Below are 20,382 nucleotides of genomic sequence, written 5' to 3'. Positions count from 1 at the left end.
GCGAGGACTTGGCGACAGCCAAGGCTTGTACGGTGGCTGCACCTGGCGCTTCCTCCGCTTCGGTTAAACGCAAGCGAAGGAGTCGGGTGATGGAGTACTTTGCAGGGCTCGATGTATCGATCGAGGCGACCGCCATTTGCGTGGTAGGCGATGACGGTAAGGTGGTGCTGGAGACCGAGGTCCCGACCGAGCCGGAGCTGATCGCCGAGGCGCTGGAGCGCTTTACGGGGCGCCTGCGCCGGGTCGGCCATGAGGCGGGATCGGTCTCGCCCTGGCTGCATGCCGGATTGATCGCACTGGGTCTGCCCGCTGTCTGTCTGGAGACCCGCCATGTGCGCGCTGCACTGTCGGCCCAGCGCAACAAGACCGACGCCGCCGACGCGCTCGGCATCGCCCACATAATGCGCACCGGGTGGTTCCGGCAGGCGCATATCAAGACCGAGGAGTGCTACCGGATACGCCTGCTGCTGGTCCAGCGGCGCAACCTCAAGCGCAAGTTCCCCGATATCGAGAACGCGATCAGGCACTCGCTGAAGGTGTTCGGGATCCGGCTCGGCAAGGTCGGGCGCGGATCGATGGAGAAGGCGGTACGCGAGGCGGTTGCACACGATGCGATGACCGCAGGGCTGATGGAGTGCATGCTCAGAGCGCGCGCAGCGCTGTGGGACGAGTATCTGATCTTGCACAAGCTGGTCACCCAGCTCGCCATGCGCGATGAGCTGTGCCGCCGGTTCATGGCGATCCCCGGCGTCGGCCCGGTGACGGCACTGAACTTCAAGAGCGCGATCGACGATCCTGCCCGGTTCCGTCGCTCGCGCAACGTCGCGGCATACTTCGGGCTCACCTCGCGCCGCTGGCAGTCGGGCTCATCCATCGATGTGAAGGGCCGGATCAGCAAGGCTGGGGATCCGGACATGCGCCGCGCGCTCTACGAAGCCGCATCCGCGATGCTCACCCGCTTCAAGGGCCGTGACACGATCAAGACATGGGGACTGAAGCTCGCGAAGACCAAGTGCCACGCCAAGGCGCGCGTTGCGGTTGCCCGCAAGCTCGCCATCGTGATGCACGCGATGTGGCGCGACGGCACGTTCTATGCGGGCGACCCCGACGCCGAAGCGCACGAGATCGACACCGCCTACGCCGCCAAGATGCAGCGACTGAGCTACGCGCGGTCATGAGGACGAACACGACGAACGCAGCCGGCTGACGGCTCGACGACATACGGAGGTCCGCGCGAGCGGCAGAAGGAATGGTACAGACCAGGACAACGGGAAGCACGATATCTCGCCTGTGGCCGCTCTTAGCGGACCACGCGCGATTGCCTGTGACGATGCCCCGTAACTCCGATAGCGACGTGTGCCGCAAGGGCTCGCTTATCGCCTCAATGCAGAGCGATATTGCCCTCGATGAGCACGGAGGATTGCGCGGCGTATCAGACCTCAATCGCACCTTCGCATCCCTGCGCACAGCAGCGTCGAATAGTCGGTCTATTAGTGCTAAAGAGAGGAAACGACGATGGCGAATACTACGAAAACCAGACAGCCAAATAGGATGGCGAGATAAAAGCAGCGCCGTCGGTCGGGCTGCAGGTGGTTGGTTTTGTTGAGCAACATACGACGGCATCCAAAACAGCCCGGCGGCGACTTTCTGAAATTCCCGTTTCTTTTCAGCATGCTTGACGACGGCGGTCGGTCGGGATGCGCGTAAATCGGTTCTTAGACACCGCAAATTGCTTGGCCGCTATCGTCCCAAAGGATGCATACGGATGTAGTGTGTCCAAGTCCTACGACGGATCGGTGCGACGGAGTGAAAACAGCGACGCCAGCGTAGAAACGTCATGTGACGCGATCGGGCTATTTTCACCGATAATCGGTCTCGATGGCGGGCCTGACCTGCGCCCCCTCCATGTCCCCTCGGGGTAGGTCCGTCATCACCCCAATGATGAAAGGACCGACCGGCATGGCGATATCGGGCGCGAACGATCAGCGAGTAACCGAGAAACGCCAGACCGACATGGAGCCAATCGCAATTCGGGTTCACGAAGCCTGTCGCTATCTCGGGATTGGGCGCAGCACACTCTATGTGCTGATCGGCGAAGGCGAGATCGAGTTCATCAAGCTGGGCAATTCCACGCTAGTGCTGACTCAAAGTTTAAGGAGCCTGGTCGAGCGCCGACGATTTTTTACTGCAACGGAGTATTGAGTTCGGCATAGCTCGTAGGCTGCAGGCTTTTGGCCACGAAAACGACCAAATAGCGGATCGAGACTTGCTCATGATCCGTCAGTCCGAAATATCTGGAGATGAGCTCGTCGATTCCGTCACGAACAATCTCATAAGCAGCTTGAGCTTGTACGGCTGTTCCTGGCTTTTCGAAATGTGAGAGTTGCTGTTTCGCCTGATCGAGCAAATCCTTTGCCAAGGATGAATTTGGATGATCGGCGGGCGACAGGAACAGAAGCGACTTGATTTCCCGCACAGTAACGCGCGCTCGCTCTGCGGCTGCGGAATAACCAGTCAGGATAAGCCAGGGGGCCGGAACATAATGCGCATCGGGGCTTGAGGTGGCTGCTGAAGACACTTCAATTTGCACTGAGCGAAAGCTTCCTGCCGAGTACCCCTCCGACTGATTCACCCGCCGCCAAGCCCACCGCCTGGGAACACCGTCCAACCCGCCACGGCTGGCCCCTCGGCAATGGGCCGACCAATGCAGCGGTAAGCGCAGGTAACGAGGGCGTATCTCTGGTCGGATTCCGGGCACTTCAATTTGTGATCGATGATGGGAAATCGATGTCCCCGTCCGATCCGGGCAGAGCGGGTAAGGCCTTCGGAATTCGCTGCAAGACGCATATTCGGCCATGAACCGACGCGAGGGCCCAGAGCCGCTGACCGACGATCAGCCTTAATCGCGTGCGAAAAAATGTCCCACAGCAATATGCAGGCAATCCGTTTGCTCGGCGGGATTGGGGCGACAGCCTGTCATGATCAATATCGCCACACTTGCACACGGTGCGGAGACCGCGTGCAAATTAAATCGCCGCGTCCCGGGGAGAAACGGGACGCGGCGCACAATGGGGGCTCGGCGACTCTGCAGTCTAGCGATCCCCTCCACTTGCGTCAGAAACGGAAACGCACGCCGACTGCGAAAGTCCTGTCCAGATAGTAGGTTTGTCGGGCGTAGTCGTTGCCGTTGCCATCCACATCCCGGTAGGTCCGCAGCGGATTGGCGAGGATATTGATTATGTCGAAGGTCAGGGTCGCGTTGTTCGTCGGCGTCAGCGATGCCGAGAAATCGAGCTGTCCGCGGCCATTCTGATAGGTCGGACGCGCAGAGGTATCGATAGCCTCGAGGTTGTAAAAGGTAACGTACTTCGACCGGTAGTTATACGCGAGCCTCGCAGAGAAGACAGGCCGAGCGTAAATCGCAACGACGTTGTAAATCCACTTAGACACTCCCGGAAAACGCTGCTGCTTGAAATCGACGGTCGGGGCGAGCGACGAGTTGAGGTCACCCTTGGCGTCAAGATACGTCGCATTCAGCTGTATTCCGAAGCCTTTTGCCCAGTTCGGCAGGTTGTCGATGTCGAGGAAGCTGGTGAACGCGGCTTCGGCGCCCTGGATCCGCGTTTGGCCCAGATTGACAGGCTGAAAGATGCGCAAGGGGCCATATTGAGGGTCATCGACATTGACCGGGATGACCGAAAGGAATCCGCGAGCGTCACGGCGGAAGATGCCCGCAGTCAGCGAACCCGTGCGCGAGAAGTAGTATTCCAGGCTTGCGTCGTAATTCTGCGAATTGAGCGGATCGAGGTTGGGGTTGCCTTGCGAACCTACACGGCGGTTACTGTTCTCGCATCCTGGGGTTGTTGTGTTGTTGTAGCAGGGGCTGGTGGGCGGAATAACGACTGGTGGGCCGAGCTGAAGTGACGGATTGAGAGAACCGAAGTCGGGTCGCGTGCGCGTTTCCGTGTAGGCGAGACGCAACTGCAACTGATCCGTGAATTTGATGCGTGCGCTCGCGTTGGGCAACCAGTCGGTATACTCCTTTTCCGCCACGATCGGCGGGAAGGTGATCGCCCCAGCTCCGTCGGTGATACGCGAAAAACCGCTCATTTTTGTTTTCGTGTTGACCCCGCGCAATCCGACGAGGCCATCGACTTCGATCGCGCCGATATTGAGGCCGTATTTGACCTGGGCGTAACCCGCCAGGGCCGTCTCGTCCGCAGAAAATTCCTGGACTGGATCGTAGATCGGACCATCGGGCGCATTGTAGAGCGTGCGAAGCGAATCGATGTTATCGCGGATCGAGGATGGCGGGATACCGATAATCGTACGCACGGGAATGTCGCCCCCGAAATCGAAACCGGGGGTCACATTCCTGATATCCACGGGCAGGTCCGCCAGCAGGGTCGGGTTGGCGAAGTCAAAATTGATCGCGATGCCGAAGGCATTGCCTGCTTTGCGGTTGCTATACCGCGTGCCGACCTGCAATTTGCGGATAAGACCAGTGTCGCTGACGATGTATTCCGCATCGAGCCGGGCCTGCTTTTGCTTTCCCTCGAGATTGAGGCCCAGCTGATACAGGCCGGTACCCCAATAGTTCGCAGGATCGGTCGCACTGAAATCCAGGAATTCGAACGACGGGGTGCTGAGACCGCCTGTGCCGAACTCTATCTGCCGCGAGGGCGACGAGTTCATGAGGAAAAATACGGCGAGCTGATCGAGCACGGACTTGCTGTCGGTATAGGAAACATCCCCCGACAGGGTCAGGCGATCGTGTGTCCAGTTGAACCCCGTCCCGACCTGGTAGGTGTTGGTGTCGCCCTCGAAGTCGGCATAGAAACCGCTCGGATTGAGGGCGTTGGTCACCGTCAACGAACTCGCCAGGTCCGGCGATCCGTCACGCAAAACGACGTTGGAGAATTGGGGGGCGCCGCCTGCGATCGGCGTCGAAAGGCTCGTCACATCGTCAAGCGCGCGAAAGGCCTGCCACAGGCCATCGACGTAGATCTCAAGATCCGACGTGGGGCGCCACTGGATCGCGGCGTTGACCGACGGACGCCAACGATAGCCACCTTGCCACAACTGATCCTGGCTGGATGGATAGCGGAACTGCGTAGTCGCCCCGCCAACTGTGGTCGTGCCGGTCTGGAAAACTGCCGACTGGTTTATCACGGAATCGAGGAACTTGAGCCCGGTGAAAGATCCGTTCACCAGCACACCGATTTCGCCGATCCCGGTGTCCCAGCGATCGCTCACCAGAAGATTCCCGTTGAAGGCCGTCTTGCCCGACTGGTCGAAAACGAAAATGCCGGCGGACCCGGAGATCTCGAGACCACTGAAATCGAACGGCTTGCGCCCCCGCACATTGACCTCGCCGGCAATGCCCGCCTCGATCATGTCGGCGGTTCCCGATTTGTAGACTTCGAGAGCGGAGACCGTGCCCGATGGGAAATCCTGAATCGCGACCGATCGGCCATTGCCAGTAAACAGTTCGCGACCGTTGTAGGTTGTAGTCAGATTGGGCAGACCGCGCACGAGAACGTTGTTCGTTTCGCCCGCACCGCGATCAACGGTAACACCAGCGACGCGCTGCAGGGCGGACGAGGCGAAGATATCCGGCAGCTTGCCGATGTCCTCGGCAACAATCGCGTCCACGATGGCATCCGAATTGCGTTTGATCGACTGGGCCGATTCCAGACTCTGGCGGATCGCCTGCACAATGATCACGTGCGAATCCTGTGAGTCCTCTTCGTTTTTCTTTGCCGTCGTCACGGGGGGAGTATCGGCATCCTCACCGTTCTCGGCTGTGTCTGCTTCCTCCGTCGGCGTCGACTGCGCTGCAGCCTGCGCCGGGACGAGCAGGCCGAGGAGAACCAAAGGCGAAGCGGAAGCACGAAGCAGCGGTTTCAGGATCATCATTCCCTCCCATGTCTGCCCCCGACCAAACGGATCGCCGGAGACCGTTTTTTCTCAAGGGCGCGAATCCAGGTGGTTCGTACCCACTGTTTCGACCGCCCTAACGGAATTCGATTTGTCATACAAGTGCCGATGAGCGGTATCGTGCCATTCGGGGTTCATGGTGAGAAGTCATGCCCGCCTCATTGGGCCCGGGGGCTTGGGATAAAGGCGGCCTACGAGAGGGGGCGGGCCTATGGTCATCGATGTCAATTGCGACCGATCGAAGGTGAAGAGAGCACGTCAGCGTGGACGAGTGGCTCCCGTCAAGCCATACAGCATCGGGCACCGTCGGATCCAATAATCAGACTTTTGACTTGATCGGCGGAGCTGTTCCATGCGATCCAATGATCCTGCTCTGATCTGCTGCAAAGGTCGTCAGCCTGACGCAATTTCGTCACTGCCTCCGGTCCCGGCACGGTCTCGCACGAAAAGAAGCAAAATTCTTGGGGAGGTTACGAATGATCCGCCACCGCCTTGTCGCCTTTTCCGCCGCGTTGCTGATGCCAACCCTTGCCATAGCCGCCGATGAAAGCCGCGGCGATTGGGCGGCTGCATGGGGCTACGCCGCGACCGAGCCTAACCCCAACGACGTGACTTACGGCCCGGGCACATACGAATACAGGGCGCGCCTGACCAACAGCGGCTCGGCAATCGTTCTCACATTTGAAAATCCCGAGAATCATCCGGCCACGACTCTTGCGAGCGTCGAAATCAGCCTGCCTGCCGCCGCGGACGGCTTCGTGATCGAGCCCGGCACCACTCATTCCGTAACCTTCTCGGGACGGGCAGGGGCAGAATTGGTTGCCGGGCGGGCACTCACGAGCGACGCAATCGAATTCCCAGCGATTGACGGCCAGGACGTCATCGTGCGCGCGCGCTTTACCAGGCGAACCCAGCCGGGTCGCGCCGATCTGGCCATGCCGGTCGCATTCGTTGAGGATGGCGGGCAGACGCGCACGGAAATCAATGCGCGCCCTTTTCTAAGCCTGATATCCGTCCGTGACCCCGGCCACACCTGCACGGTTCTGGCATTCGGAGATTCCATCACTGATGGCGTGCTATCCAGGTCGCGTTCGATCCGCGGCTGGCCTGGGCGATTGGCCGAACGCTTCGCGGCGCAGCCAGCCGACCAACGATGCGGTGTGGTAAACATGGGCATCGGCGGCAACAGGGTCTTGCGTGACGGGCGGGGGGCGGCAGCGCTCGAGCGATTTACGCACGATGTCGCCGCCGTGCCCGGCGTGACCCACTTGATCGTCCTCGAAGGGATCAACGACATAGGGAACGATGGAGGCGGCGATCACCCCACTGCCACCCCCGAATCTCTTACCCAGGCCTATCAGCAGATCATCGCGCGCGCGCATCAGCTCGGCATCAAGGTTATCGGTGGCACACTGACACCGGCGCTACATGCTGCCTACATGTCGCCTGAGAAGGAGCGGACGCGGGTTGCCGTGAATGAATGGATCAGGACCAGTGGGGCTTTCGATGCGGTAATTGACTTCGACGCAGCAGTCCGCGATCCAAAGGCTCCCGCGGATTTGCAACCCGCATTCGACCCCGGCGACCATCTCCATCCGAACGACTTCGGTTATCGCGCGATGGGAGACGCGATCGACCTCGACATTTTCAAATAGATCGAAGGCCGTCCGGCGGACGAGAACTCGATAGACACAAATGTCAGACAATACGTTCCCGAGGTTTACAAAGTGGCCCAGGCGCAAGAACCAATTTGCGGATCGAAGGAACGGCGTCGCCTGCGACTCGAACCAGCTTCTCCGGCGCCAAGGCGAAAGGTGCCTGATGCAATGAACTGGAAAACCTGGTCCACCGCCTTTCTTATGACGTTTGCCTGGTGCGCAGTCCGGGCCGGTGCGGAACCAGTTCCCGCCGGCGCGCCGACGACGCCCTATGTTGCGGCGGACAAGGCGTATCTCTTCGCCCACATGAAGACCGGACATTACGGCGTCCTGTACTATGCGGTCAGCCGCGACGGCCTGCACTGGAAGGCGCTCAATCACGGGGAGCCGGTGTCTCAGCAATACCACGGGCACGCCTCCATCGCGCGTGGCGGAGACGGACGGTATTACCTCGTTGGAAATCGGAGCGATGCAGATCCCCTGATCCGCTTCTGGGTGTCCGACGATCTGGTAACGTGGAAAAAGTTCGGCACGTACCAGCCCAGGCTGACAGACATTCCTGGCCATCCGCACGCGCTGCAACGAATTGGCGCGCCGAAGCTCTATTTCGACGACCGGGACGGCCGCTTCCTGCTTACCTGGCATACCCCGAACATCGAGGGTTCGCCCGATGATCCAGAGCGTTACTGGGCGAGCCAGCGGACCCTTTATGTCGTTTCGCCTGATCTGAAAACTTTCGCGGACCCGCCGCGTCGATTGTTCGATTGGGAAATGGCAACGATCGACACGACCATCGTGCGTGACGAACTGGGCGACGGATATTGTGCGCTCGTCAAGGACGAACGGTACCCCGATTACAACTGGCCGACGGGCAAGACGGTACGGATCAGTTGCGGCATCGCGATGACCGGGCCGTATCCGCCGCCCGGCCCTCCGTTGAGTCCGAACTTCCGTGAAGCGCCGACGATCATTCGCTCACCCGACGACGCAGAGTGGCTGCTCTACTACGAACAATATGCCGGAACGAGCTACGGGCTGACCAAGGGCCGCACGTTACAAGGACCGTGGTATCAAGTCTCCGGCAATAGCGGAGTGGAGGAATGGAACCGGTTCGAGATGGTGCCTGGCGCCCGCCACGGGTCCATGCTGCAGATCAGCAAGAAACAATACGACGTGTTGGTTGCCGCGTTCGGCACAGACCTCGGCGCGCCTTCTGCGCGTTAGACCTCCCTGCCGCGCACGCTACCATCAGTACCGATACGTAGCAGGCGTCTCAGCGAAAAAATTTTATCACTTTATTTATCGGACAAATACGTTTTAAGATGGCCGGACAATATCGGTCAGCGGCGTCACGCGGGTTGGCTCAAGGCAATCACAACAACGGGAGAAGGAAATTGCACACATTGATCCTCCGCACCGCTGCCATGGTTGGCGCGGCCCTGTCATCATCGGCGGCGCTGGCCGCCACTGCGGATCGCGCGTCGTTCGGCAAGCTCGAAGATGGACGCGCTGTTGAAGCGGTCACGCTGGACAACGGAACCGTTTCCGCCACCGTCATCACCTATGGCGCTTCGCTCCAGGCGCTCGAAATGCCCGATCGCGAAGGTAAGCGCGCCGATGTCGTCCTGGGTTATGCCGGGATCGGGCAGTACGTCGATCAGCCACAGTATTTCGGGTCCACCGTCGGCCGGTTTGCCAATCGGATCGCACGGGGCAGATTCGTGCTCGACAAGCGAACTTATCAGGTTCCCGTCAACAACGGCGTGAACAGCCTGCACGGCGGGACTGTCGGGTTCGACAAGGCCCTGTGGACCGTTCAGTCGATCAGGAATGGACCGGTCGCCAGTGTGACCATGCGGTACGTGAGCCCTGACGGCGACCAGGGGTACCCCGGCAACATGACTGTCGACGCCACCTATTCGCTCGACGCCAATAACAATCTGAGCATCGAATATACGGCCACGACCGATCGGCGAACGATCGCCAATGTCACCAACCACACGTACTGGAACTTGTCAGGGGAAGGTTCGGCCGCAGGCGCATTGGGACATATCCTGGCAATTCCGGCAGACTCCTATCTGCCGACCGACAAAGGCTCCATTCCGACCGGTGAGTTTGCGCCGGTCAAGGGAACCGCATTCGATTTCCGCCAACCGCAGACGATCGGCGACCGGGTCCGGGACGCCTCGGAAGACCAGTTGGTCTTTGCCCGAGGATATGACCACAACTGGGTCGTCGGGCGCGAGGTAACGAGTGACGAGCACCTGATGGCGCGGCTCTACGATCCCATATCGGGGCGCGGGTTCGAATTATGGTCGAACCAACCCGGATTGCAGTTCTATTCGGGAAATTTCCTTGATTCGACGACCAGCGGTAAGGCCGGGCGGCTTTATCGAGAGGGTGACGCGCTGGTTTTCGAGCCCCAAATATTCCCCGACACGCCCAATCAGCCGGGTTTCCCGACCGCGGTGCTCGACCCCGGCCAAACCTACCGAAACACCATGACCTATCGTCTGTTCGTCGATGGCCGCGCCAGGAAGTGAGACATCCAATGAAATTGCCCATGCTTGCGCTCTTGGCGCTCTCAGCTTTCGCATTCGCCACCACGCCGCTCGAAGCGCGTGACCAGTGGAGCAAAACCGAAGCACACGAATGGTATGACACGCAGCCGTGGCTGATTGGCGCGAACTACAACCCGCGCACGGCGATCAATCAGCTTGAAATGTGGCAAGCCGAGACCTGGGATCCCCAGACGATCGATCAGGAGCTGGGCTGGGCCGAGGGCATCGGCATGAACACGATGCGCGTGTACTTGCATAACCTTGTCTGGGAGAACGATCCCGAAGGCTTCAAGAAGCGGATCGATCAGTTCCTGGCGATCGCGGCGAAACACAAGATCCGGCCCGTTTTTGTCCTTTTTGACAGTTGCTGGGATCCAAACCCCGTCGCCGGGCCCCAGCATCCCCCGATCCCGGGCGTGCACAACTCCGGCTGGGTACAAGCTCCTGGAGCCACCCGTCTTGCGGATGCGTCCCAGTATGGTGAGTTGGAGGCCTATGTGAAAGATATCGTCGGCACATTCGCGGAGGACAAGCGCGTGCTGGCGTGGGACGTCTGGAACGAGCCGAGCAACAGTGGAGGCGGAAACTACGCGCCGACTCCCAACAAGATCGAGATGGTCGCAAAATTGCTCGACAGGGTATTCGACTGGGCGCAATCGGTCGATCCGGCGCAACCGCTAACGTCGGGCGTGTGGATCGGTGAGCCTTGGGATCAGCAGGCGACGCTGGGCGAGATAGAGAAAATCCAGCTTTCGCGGTCGGACGTGAATACGTTCCACGACTACAACTGGCCGGAAGATTTCAAGCGTCGCGCGGATGAGATCCTCAGTTACGGTCGACCGGCCTTCTGCACCGAATACATGGCGCGCGGCAACGGGTCGACGTTCGATGGGATCCTGCCGATCGCCAAGAAAATGAACATAGGCATGATCAACTGGGGTCTGGTAGATGGAAAGTCCCAGACCCGGCTTCCGTGGGATAGTTGGAAGAAGCCCTACACTGCAGACGAGCCGACAGTATGGTTCCACGACGTGTTCCATTCAGACGGAACACCGTATCGCAAGGCCGAAACCGACCTTATCCGGGCCTACAGTCGGGCGCCCAAGGGAGTATTGCCGGCGTTCGCCTACTGAACATGGACTGACGTTTCAAAATCCGGATGTCGGCTGAGCATATGCCAACAGATCAATGGCAATCGCTGCGACTGCCGGTTCCGGGCTAATTGTTCAGCGCCAGCTGGCTAGTTGTTGACATCCGGGGCGGTCGGTAGAAGGTTCAATTCGCTGCTCTCTCGTCGACGCCTTCATGTCCGACAGAATCGTTCGAGCGCTGCATCGCTGAGCAAATTGAGATAGTTCGAATGCGTCTGAGGAAGGATAAGGGGACCAAGGGCGAGGGCGCGAAACGCGAACCTTCTCACGTCACCGTCTCACGTCAACTCGGGGTCGCCATCGTTACCGGGCGCCATGAAGCGGGTAGCGTGCTGCCGGGCGAGATCGAGATTGCCGAACAATTCGAAGTCTCACGCAGCGTGGTAAGGGAGGCACTGCGGATGTTGTCGGCGCGCGGCCTCATTGAAAGCCGTCCCAAGGTGGGGACGCGGGTCAAGGATCGCGGTTCCTGGAATCTGCTTGATCCGATCCTGCTGGAATGGATGTTCGAATCCACCCCGTCCAAGAAATTCGTCCGAAATTTGTTCGAATTGCGGATGATCGTCGAGCCGGCCGCGGCCGAACTCGCCGCACAGAAGAAGACCGCGCGTCATCTGGCGGCGATGGGTCATGCGGTCGAGGAAATGGCGCGCCATTCGCTGCGCACATCCGAAGGGCAACTGGCCGACCAGGAATTTCACGCGGCTATTCTCGATGCAACCGATAACGAGTTGATGATCAACCTTTCGGCGAGCATCGGTGCAGCAGTCCGCTGGACTACTTTCTTCAAGTTCCGCAACACCAAGACCCCGCGCGATCCGATTGATGAACATCGCGCATTGTTCGAAGCCATCGCCGAAGGCGACAAGGAACGCGCACGCCAAGTTGCGATTGACCTCATCATCAACGCCGAGCGTGACATCGACGCTGTGCTCGATGGCTGATGGCAATTCCAACGCAGATGCGTGAGAGCGGATTCAGTTTTTGTCAGTGGCTTTCGCGAGGAGTGCCGCGCGTTTGCGCAATGCGCTGATATTTCTCCGCACCCTCGAGGATCGCGCCTGTCGACATGTCGCCGACGACCTTGCGCTGAAGTTCCTGCCACGGAGTCTGGCTTTTGGGATACTGGAAGCCGCCCTCATCTTCGAGTGCGGCCCGGCGAGTGGCCAGTTCTTCGTCGGTCACGAGCATATCGGCTGTGCACGCTTTTAGGTCGATGCGTACGCGGTCGCCGGTTTTCAGAAGGGCCAACCCTCCGTGCGCCGCCGCCTCGGGACTAGCGTTGAGGATCGACGGACTGCCGCTAGTCCCCGATTGGCGACCGTCACCCACACAGGGCAGCGAATGGACGCCCTCGGCAATTAAGTGGACGGGTGGGCGCATGTTCACCACTTCGGCTGATCCCGGGTAGCCAATCGGACCCGCACCGCGAATGAACAGTATGGAGTCGGGCGTAATGTCGAGCGAGCGGTCGTCGATCCGTGCGTGATATTCCTCCGGCCCATCGAAGACCACTGCCTTGCCTTCGAACGCTTCAGGATCGTTGGGGTCGGAAAGGTAACGCTCGCGGAATTCGTCGGAAATGACGCTGGTTTTCATGATCGCAGAATCAAAAAGATTCCCCGACAGGACGATAAAGCCGGCGCGTTCGAGCAAAGGTCTGTCGAACGGACGGATGACGCGCTCGTCCTGGATCGCGCAGTCTCGCACTGATTCGCCGACTGCTTTTCCCGTCACGGTTATCGGGCTGTCGTGCAGCAGGCCGTGAGCAAGAAGCTGAGCCATTACCGCCCCCACGCCGCCGGCTCGGTAATAGTCCTCGCCTAGGTACTCACCCGCGGGCTGCAGATTGACCAGCAAGGGGATATCGTAACCCAGTCGCTGCCAGTCTTCGATCGAAAGGTCGATCCCGATATGACGGGCTATTGCTGCCAGATGGATGGGAGCATTGGTCGAACCACCGATCGCCGAATTGACCCGGATCGCATTCTCGAACGCTTCGCGAGTGAGGATGTCCGATGGCTTGAGGTCGTCCAGTGTCATTCCCACGATCCGCTTGCCGGTCAGGTACGCATTCTCCTGCCTGTCACGATACGGCGCCGGTATTGCTGCCGAGCCGGGAAGAGACATACCCAGCGCTTCGGTCAGCGAATTCATAGTCGTGGCGGTACCCATCGTGTTACAGTAACCGGTCGACGGGGCAGAGCTGGCGACAAGCTTGATGAATTCCTGGTCATCGATCTCCCCCGAAGCGAACATCTCGCGCGCCTTCCACACGATCGTGCCCGACCCTACACGCTGCCCCTTGAAATATCCGTTCAGCATTGGGCCCACCGACAGCGCGATAGCAGGTATGTTGACGGTCGCCGCCGCCATCAGTTGCGAAGGCGTGGTCTTGTCGCAGCCGATCGTCAGCACCACGCCGTCGATCGGGTACCCATAGAGGGTCTCAACCAGGCCCAAATAGGCAAGGTTGCGATCGAGCCCCGCGGTGGGCCGCTTGCCGGTTTCCTGGATCGGGTGGATAGGGAACTCAATCGCTATTCCCCCCGCCTCGCGTATGCCTTCGCGGACCCGCTCGGCAAGGACGAGATGGTGGCGGTTACAGGGGCTGAGATCGCTTCCCGATTGTGCGATGCCGATAATCGGCTTTCCGCTCTGCAGTTCATCCAGCGTAAGGCCGAAATTGAGATAGCGTTCCAGGTACAGCGCTGTCATGTCGGGGTTGGCCGGGTTGTCGAACCAGGCTCGGCTGCGCAGCTTGGCAGGGCTTGCTTCATCACTCATTGGGCCGATTCCCGATCGAACGCAGCAGCATGATCGATCCCCCCGATAGGGCGGACGCGAGCAGCCTGACAGGTATTGGCAAATGTCCGGCAAAAAACTGCACTCGGAGTCATCGGGCACCAAACCGCAACATTCCGACCTTCATAAGATACTCTCCGCCAATGTTGCTGCAACGATTTTCGCCGTTGACGCTGCCATCGAAATTCATATAGTCAGACATATTAGATTTTGGCAACGGCGAAGAGCGCCTGTCATCTTATGCCTATGCGGGAGTGAGGGAGTGGCGGGGCCATCGATCTATTCAGAAAGTCCAGTGGTGAACTCCGGCGCTCCGTCGCACTCATACAGGAAGGCGCTTGCTTTGTTGGCGAGCTTGTTCTTCATGTGGGGCTTCATTACCGTAATCAATAACACGCTGCTTCCGCATCTGCGCAGCGTTTTCGAATTGAATTACTTCGAAACGACGTTGATCGAGTCGGTATGGTTTATTGCCTACGGCGTGATGGGAATGCCATCGGCCTATCTGATCGAACGCATCGGATACAAGAGCGCGCTGATTGTGGGGCTTGCTGTCATGGCGACGGGGGCCTTCGGGATGATTGGTGCTGCGCAAGTCATATCCTATCCGGTCACTTTGGTCGCACTTTTCGTGATCGCCAGCGGGATAACTCTATTGCAGGTGGCGGCAAATCCATACGTCGCCGTGATTGGCCCTGCCGAGAGCTCGGAAGCGCGTCTCACGCTGGTGCAGGCGTTCAACTCGATGGGAACGTTCTTCGCACCCTATTTCGGCGGCTACCTGATCCTCAGTCGGACCGTCGGCGGGACGTCACTCCAGGGCACCCGCCTGACTCTCGACCAACGCATTGCGGATGCACAGGCAACCCAGCTCCCGTATCTTTTGGTCGCGCTCGTGCTGATCCTGATCGCTGTCGTGATCTGGAGAGCGAAATTGCCGCAACTCGGCAGCGGGACACGCAAGGCCGATCGGGCTCTGCGCAAGTCCCTGTCGCTATGGTCGCATCGCAATCTCGTTTTCGGGATTCCCGCGATATTCATCTACCTGATCGCCGAAATCGGCGTAGCGAACCTGTTCATCAATTTCACCATCTTGCCAAATATTGGCGGCATCACTCCATCCCAGGCGGCAAATTACCTGATTCTGCTATGGGGAGGCATGATGGTCGGGCGCTTTGCCGGAAGCTTCATCCTGTGGCGATTTGACGCCGGAAAGATCTTGGCCGGTTTCGCCTTTTTCGCTCTTGTTGTCATGTTTGGTGCCGCGACGCTGGAGGGGCCTGTTGCCATGTGGTCCTTGATCCTTGTCGGGCTCGGCCACTCTATCATGTTCCCTGCGATTTTCGCCTTGGCCATCAAAGGATTGGGGCCATTGACTGAAGAAGCGTCGGGTTTGCTTATTACGGCCATCGCCGGCGGGGCCCTTGTAGCGATCCAGGGCCTGCTTGCCGATGCGTTTGGCCTGCAGAATAGTTTCTGGCTCACCATTGCCTGTGAGATATACGTGATCTGGTATGGCCTTTCCGGATCCAGGCCGACTAGCGTATTGGCTGACGAGCCCGTCTCACCTCCCGCCGCCTAATCGCGCGGCGACCCAGCCCGTACTCGCGCCACACAATAGGAAAAGTCTCAGCTCGTCGCTCCGACTGTTACGATGCCGGGTATGTCGACTTCGAACGAGAAGATGCATCCGGCATCAGGCTGCCTTGCAAGTTCGCTTGCGTCCAGGCCCGCGCATGCGGTGGTGACGAACGCGGTCTTCAGATCAGGGCCGCCCAACGCAATCTTGGTCACGTTCGACACTGGCAAACGCACTTCGCGCAGAACGTCGCCGTCGGGTGAGTACAACCGCGCGCGCCACCCGCCCCAAAGGCCAAGCCACACGTTGCCAGCGCGGTCTGTGATACATCCGTCGGGATACCCGTCGGCCGGATCGATTCGCGCAAAGACTCGATTCGAGACAACCCGGCCCGCGTGGTCGAGGTCTGCCACGTAGACCACGCCCTCAACGGTATCGACATTATAGAGACTGCGCTGATCCGGGGAGAGCGCCGGGCCGTTCGTTATGCGCACCGGATCTATCGCGAGCGGAGTGGCCGTGCGACCGTCCCACCGGTAATAACGACCGGTAGTCGCAGCCTCCCCGTCGTCCATACTTCCGAAGAAAATTGCCCCATCCGCCGCGATCGTCGCGTCGTTCAGACGATTGGTCGGCAGATGGGCTTCTATTTCGCACAGCGTTTCGAAAGAACCGTCAAGCGGATCGAAGCTCGCCAGGCCGCTCTGCAGCCCCGCAATCAACTTGCCGTTGCGAGCTGGAAGAATCCAGCCGATCTGTTCGGGTGCATCCCATCGCGTTGTCGCGCGCGTTGCGGGATCAAGTCGGTGCACTTTGCGGTCCTTGATGTCGACGAACCACAGCACGGCGCCGAAGCTGTCCCAGACCGGACCTTCGCCAAGAATGGCCCTGCCGCCCCAAACTCGCGAAACTTGGATCAAGCCCGTCTCCCAATCAGTTTTGTCAGACCAATATACGGTCTTTTGCCGTCAGAGCAATTCCGACAGGTCAACAGGGAAGGTTGACCCACGTATGCATTGAGATATTGTCTAACAAATATCCTTGCAGTGGGAGCGGAAGTGTTGTCAGGCGACTACATTGCGATCGACTGGGGGACGACGAATCGTCGGATCTTCGCGTTGCGTGGGGATGGCGTCGTCGCTCGTAGCGTTCGGGACTCACGCGGCGTGACGACCACGGATGCGAATGCGTACAAGACAGAGATCCAGGCGATCCGCCGCGAATTCGGTGATATGCCGATCATTATGGCGGGGATGGTGGGTTCGACTCTGGGGCTCCGTGAGATACCCTACTGCACCGCTCCGGCCTCGCTGGAAGACCTCGCGACCAGCACCGTAGAGGTCATGGAGCGCGTACATATCGTGCCGGGGATCAGCCAGACAATCCTGGGGGAAGAAAGTGTGATGCGCGGAGAGGAGGTGCAGGTTTTTGGAGCGCTCCGAAATGGATTGGCGCGCGGACCGGCGCTTTTCTGCCAACCCGGCACACACAACAAGTGGATCGAGACCGACGAGCGCAGCATCGTCAGCCTGTCGACCGCAATGACCGGAGAATTGTTCGCGCTTTTGAAAGACCGATCGGTCTTGGGCGACATTCTCGAGGGCGACGTTGCGGATAGTCCGGCATTTCGCGAGGGACTCGACCGCGGTGCGGGATGCCGCGATTTGACGACTGCGCTTTTTGGAGCGCGCGCCTCCGTACTCCTCGGGCGGCGTTCCCGGATCGAGGCAAGCTCGTATGTGAGCGGCATCTTGATCGGAACCGATGTCGGTGCGCGGGAAGGCCTGCAGGATCGGTTGGTCTACCTCCTCTCCTCGGGTGGGATCGGAGACCTGTACGAGGTCGCAATTCGAAGGTTCGGTGGACGCGTGCAAAGGCTCGACTCCCATGTTGCGTTCGCTGCTGGCATCCACGCAATAAGACGGAACATCACGTGACTGAGCTCGACTTCGACACTGCCCTGCGCGCATGCCCGCTGATCGCGATCCTGCGCGGAATTCTGCCCGACGAGGCGCTCGCGATAGGTGGTGTTCTGGTCGAGGCAGGTTTTACGCTGATCGAGGTGCCGCTCAATTCTCCCGACCCATTGCGCTCGATTGCTTCTCTGGCAGACCGGTTCGGCGACCACGCATTGATCGGTGCGGGTACGGTGCTGAGTTGTCATGACGTTCGCGATGTGGCGGCGGCGGGAGGCAAGTTCGTCGTTTCGCCGAACACCGATCCGAAAGTCATCGGAGCAACTCGTGAAGCAGGGATGGCCAGCCTGCCTGGCTATTTCACCGTCAGCGAGGGGTTCTCCGCACTCTCTTCAGGCGCCAGTGCGCTTAAGCTCTTTCCGGCGGACGGCATCGTTCCTGACCTACTTAAGGCGCACCGGACCGTACTGCCAGTGGGAACTCGTATTTTCGCGGTCGGCGGGGTGGATGCGCAATCGATGGGGAAATGGCTTGTTGCAGGTGCTGCCGGGATCGGTTTCGGCTCGAGTCTCTATACGCCGGGAAAGGCGGCGCATGCAGTTGAAGCGGATGCGCGTGCGATGGTTGCAGCATGGAAAGAGCGGGCGTGAACGATTCCGGTCACTCTTCGCGCACCGGTTCCGCGGTCGCGCCACTCAGGCTGGCGATTATCGGGTTTGGCAAGATTGCTCGCGATCAGCACTGGCCAGCCGTCGATGCCAGTGAGCAGATCGAACTAGTGGCAACCGTCGATCGCGACGGACGTGGCCTCGGCGATGTGCCCTTTTTCCCGACAGTTGATACCTTGGCGTCGAGCGGGATACCGGTTGACGCGGTGGCGATTTGCACACCCCCGCAGGTGCGATACCCTGTCGCCAGGCAGGCGTTGAGGCAGGGTTGGCATGTCCTGTTGGAAAAGCCGCCTGGGACGACGTTGGCTGAGGTAGATGCGCTCTACGATCAGGCGCGTGGTGCGGGCAAGACCCTGTTCGCCGCATGGCATTCGCGATTCGCTGCGGGGGTTGAGCATGCTCGCAATTGGCTGGCGGGGCAGCAAATCCAACGGGCGCGAGTAGTCTGGCGGGAAAATGTACGCGTGTGGCATCCTGGGCAAACCTGGATCTGGCAACCCGGAGGCTTCGGTGTGTTCGATCCAGGAATCAACGCCTTGTCGATCCTGACGCAAATACTCCCTGACCCCATTTTTGTGCGTGAATCGCGTTTGTCAGTGCCAGAGAATCAAGCAGCGCCGATAGCTGCCAATATGACCCTGGAAGATAGCTCGGCAAATCCCGTCATTGTTCACCTGGATTTCCGCGAGGAAGGTCCGCAGCAGTGGGACATTGTGGTTGAGACCGTCGCTGGTGTTGTCACACTCTCCGCGGGAGGTGCTGACATGTCGATCGACGGGGTGAGGCTGCCGATCAAAGGTAACGGTGAGCATACAGAGTACGACGCCCTCTATCACAGGTTCGTCGACCTGGTCCGCGCGGGCCGTTCCGAAGTCGATGTTGCGCCCCTCCGCCTTGTGGCGGACGCGTTTTTCAAGGGGCGTTTCGAGACCGTCGAACCATTTCACGAATAGTGCGCGTAGTACGCACCTAGACCTGTGCAGAAGGCCGTCTGGGTTCTCCTACGGGGCCATCGCGGAGCACGGCTTTGTCGCCCCGCTCGATAAAGAGTGTAGAAAGATGAAGGGGAGGCTATTCTTGAAACATACGGGACTTCGGAAAGTTCTCTTCGTAGCCTGTCTACTCCTTTGCGCGTCGTGCGCCGCTCCCGGAATGCCGCCGGGCACTGCGCCGCCGCCAGGTACGAAGTATGTCGCGCTCGGTTCGTCATTTGCTGCGGGTGCCGGGATTGGTCCATTGCAACCGGGCGCCCCCGAGCGGTGTGGGCGGACGGCAAACAACTATGCTTCACTTCTGGCTGAGGCTCTTGATCTCAGACTTGTCGACGCGAGCTGTGGCGGCGCCACCACGTCGCACGTGCTTGGGTCCTGGAACGAGCTCGCTCCACAGATCGCCGAAGTCGATGCGGAGACGCGATTGGTGACGATCACCATCGGAGGCAACGACTTGAATTACATCGGCGACCTTTTCATGGCGAGCTGCATGGCGTCCAAACGAGGAGTGGAGGCTGGGGCCGAGAAACCTTGCGCATCGCCGACTTGGCCGACCGATGAAGACTATACGAATGTCCAATCAGCTCTCGAGGCGATCGCGCTGGCAGTGCGGGAGAGCGCTCCCGCTGCACGCATCGTCTTCGTCCAATATGTGTCGCTCGTTCCCGATCGACCGTGCGATTCGACCGCCATGCCCGCGGGCTACGCCGTCCGGACGCGGCGGATAGGAAGGCGGCTTGCCGAAGCGACCGTGCGCGCGGCAGAGGCGGCGCAGGTCGAGGTGTTTCCAGCCGACCGCCTTTCACGCGAACACACGGCATGTGCGCCCGTTCCATGGGCGAAAGGAGGGACCGCAACTGTCGGCGATCAGCCAGGGGCGCCATGGCATCCAAACGCTCTTGGCCACCGCGAGATTGCAGCCGCCCTGGCGACGATGCTGCGTTAATGTGGAGTTCCGCCGCCCTGCACAGTACGCAACGGCCAAGTTTGCGGAAATTTGAGAAACTGTCATGCCGACGCTCGCCCACCTCGCGTTCACTTTCATGAGCAATGCCAATGTCAGGACTGCCCACAATCATATTGTGCCGGCTCGCGGCACATGACTGAAT

The 20,382-nt window shown here is 59.7% G+C and carries 16 protein-coding genes; 12 read left to right on the top strand and 4 right to left on the bottom strand.

All coding sequences use genetic code 11. The features are described 5' to 3' along the window. The first annotated feature begins 89 nt into the window (after positions 1 to 89). Together ACN4E0_RS04840 and ACN4E0_RS04835 are read left to right on the top strand one after the other, a co-directional pair. Positions 90 to 1,178: an IS110 family transposase gene (locus ACN4E0_RS04840; RefSeq protein ID WP_419566166.1), complete on the top strand. Its 1,089-nt coding sequence runs from the start codon at positions 90 to 92 to the stop codon at positions 1,176 to 1,178. A gap of 763 nt (positions 1,179 to 1,941) precedes the next feature. Beyond that, positions 1,942 to 2,202, top strand: coding sequence for a helix-turn-helix domain-containing protein (locus ACN4E0_RS04835; protein WP_419566163.1), 261 nt, complete (start codon positions 1,942 to 1,944; stop codon positions 2,200 to 2,202). On the opposite strand, the gene ACN4E0_RS04830 is transcribed toward ACN4E0_RS04835, so the two are convergent. Further along, complete coding sequence (locus ACN4E0_RS04830) at positions 2,183 to 2,590, bottom strand: hypothetical protein (protein WP_419566161.1); 408 nt, start codon at positions 2,588 to 2,590, stop codon at positions 2,183 to 2,185. The two genes, ACN4E0_RS04835 and ACN4E0_RS04830, sit on opposite strands and share 20 nt — an antisense overlap. A gap of 524 nt (positions 2,591 to 3,114) precedes the next feature. After that, entirely contained in the window at positions 3,115 to 5,916 is a 2,802-nt protein-coding gene (locus ACN4E0_RS04825) for a TonB-dependent receptor (RefSeq protein WP_419566160.1), read from the bottom strand. A 500-nt stretch (positions 5,917 to 6,416) separates the two neighbouring features. Between ACN4E0_RS04825 and ACN4E0_RS04820 the strand changes: the two genes are divergently transcribed. The 5 genes from ACN4E0_RS04820 to ACN4E0_RS04800 all read left to right on the top strand — a co-directional run bounded on the left by ACN4E0_RS04820 (position 6,417) and on the right by ACN4E0_RS04800 (position 12,254). After that, entirely contained in the window at positions 6,417 to 7,595 is a 1,179-nt protein-coding gene (locus ACN4E0_RS04820) for an SGNH/GDSL hydrolase family protein (protein WP_419566158.1), read from the top strand. A gap of 171 nt (positions 7,596 to 7,766) precedes the next feature. Continuing rightward, a complete protein-coding gene (locus tag ACN4E0_RS04815; RefSeq protein ID WP_419566156.1) occupies positions 7,767 to 8,822 on the top strand; it encodes a family 43 glycosylhydrolase in 1,056 nt (351 codons plus the stop codon). A gap of 200 nt (positions 8,823 to 9,022) precedes the next feature. After that, positions 9,023 to 10,141, top strand: a complete 1,119-nt coding sequence (locus ACN4E0_RS04810; protein WP_419566285.1) for an aldose epimerase family protein — start codon at positions 9,023 to 9,025, stop codon at positions 10,139 to 10,141. An 8-nt stretch (positions 10,142 to 10,149) separates the two neighbouring features. Beyond that, on the top strand, positions 10,150 to 11,292 hold the full coding sequence (locus ACN4E0_RS04805) for a 1,4-beta-xylanase (protein WP_419566154.1): 1,143 nt from the start codon (positions 10,150 to 10,152) through the stop codon (positions 11,290 to 11,292). A 227-nt stretch (positions 11,293 to 11,519) separates the two neighbouring features. Then, positions 11,520 to 12,254: a FadR/GntR family transcriptional regulator gene (locus tag ACN4E0_RS04800; protein ID WP_419566151.1), complete on the top strand. Its 735-nt coding sequence runs from the start codon at positions 11,520 to 11,522 to the stop codon at positions 12,252 to 12,254. A gap of 43 nt (positions 12,255 to 12,297) precedes the next feature. Here the strand turns inward: ACN4E0_RS04800 and ACN4E0_RS04795 are convergent, their stop codons facing one another. Further along, positions 12,298 to 14,097 (bottom strand): IlvD/Edd family dehydratase, encoded by a 1,800-nt coding sequence (locus ACN4E0_RS04795; RefSeq protein WP_419566149.1) that lies wholly within the window; start codon positions 14,095 to 14,097, stop codon positions 12,298 to 12,300. Positions 14,098 to 14,377: 280 nt separating this feature from the next. Here ACN4E0_RS04795 and ACN4E0_RS04790 point away from each other — a divergent pair, with 280 nt between their 5' ends. Continuing rightward, entirely contained in the window at positions 14,378 to 15,697 is a 1,320-nt protein-coding gene (locus ACN4E0_RS04790; RefSeq protein ID WP_419566147.1) for a sugar MFS transporter, read from the top strand. Positions 15,698 to 15,744: 47 nt separating this feature from the next. Here the strand turns inward: ACN4E0_RS04790 and ACN4E0_RS04785 are convergent, their stop codons facing one another. Then, entirely contained in the window at positions 15,745 to 16,614 is an 870-nt protein-coding gene (locus ACN4E0_RS04785) for an SMP-30/gluconolactonase/LRE family protein (RefSeq protein WP_419566145.1), read from the bottom strand. 141 nt (positions 16,615 to 16,755) lie between these two features. Here ACN4E0_RS04785 and ACN4E0_RS04780 point away from each other — a divergent pair, with 141 nt between their 5' ends. Genes ACN4E0_RS04780 through ACN4E0_RS04765 form a run of 4 tightly spaced genes read left to right on the top strand, consistent with a single transcriptional unit; the run spans position 16,756 to position 20,219 of the window. Continuing rightward, positions 16,756 to 17,631 carry a 2-dehydro-3-deoxygalactonokinase gene (locus ACN4E0_RS04780; protein ID WP_419566142.1) on the top strand — a complete coding sequence of 292 codons (876 nt, stop codon included), beginning with the start codon at positions 16,756 to 16,758 and terminating at the stop codon, positions 17,629 to 17,631. Beyond that, positions 17,628 to 18,260, top strand: coding sequence for a 2-dehydro-3-deoxy-6-phosphogalactonate aldolase (locus tag ACN4E0_RS04775; protein ID WP_419566139.1), 633 nt, complete (start codon positions 17,628 to 17,630; stop codon positions 18,258 to 18,260). The genes ACN4E0_RS04780 and ACN4E0_RS04775 overlap by 4 nt, the downstream gene beginning before the upstream one ends. Continuing rightward, positions 18,257 to 19,234: a Gfo/Idh/MocA family protein gene (locus ACN4E0_RS04770; protein ID WP_419566137.1), complete on the top strand. Its 978-nt coding sequence runs from the start codon at positions 18,257 to 18,259 to the stop codon at positions 19,232 to 19,234. Before ACN4E0_RS04775 ends, ACN4E0_RS04770 begins: the two co-directional genes overlap by 4 nt. Further along, positions 19,158 to 20,219 (top strand): SGNH/GDSL hydrolase family protein, encoded by a 1,062-nt coding sequence (locus tag ACN4E0_RS04765; RefSeq protein WP_419566135.1) that lies wholly within the window; start codon positions 19,158 to 19,160, stop codon positions 20,217 to 20,219. Before ACN4E0_RS04770 ends, ACN4E0_RS04765 begins: the two co-directional genes overlap by 77 nt. Positions 20,220 to 20,382: the final 163 nt, after the last annotated feature.

It is taken from the genome of Qipengyuania sp. (genome assembly GCF_048550555.1).
Taxonomy (GTDB): domain Bacteria; phylum Pseudomonadota; class Alphaproteobacteria; order Sphingomonadales; family Sphingomonadaceae; genus Qipengyuania.
This window is presented reverse-complemented; position numbering and strand designations above follow the sequence as displayed.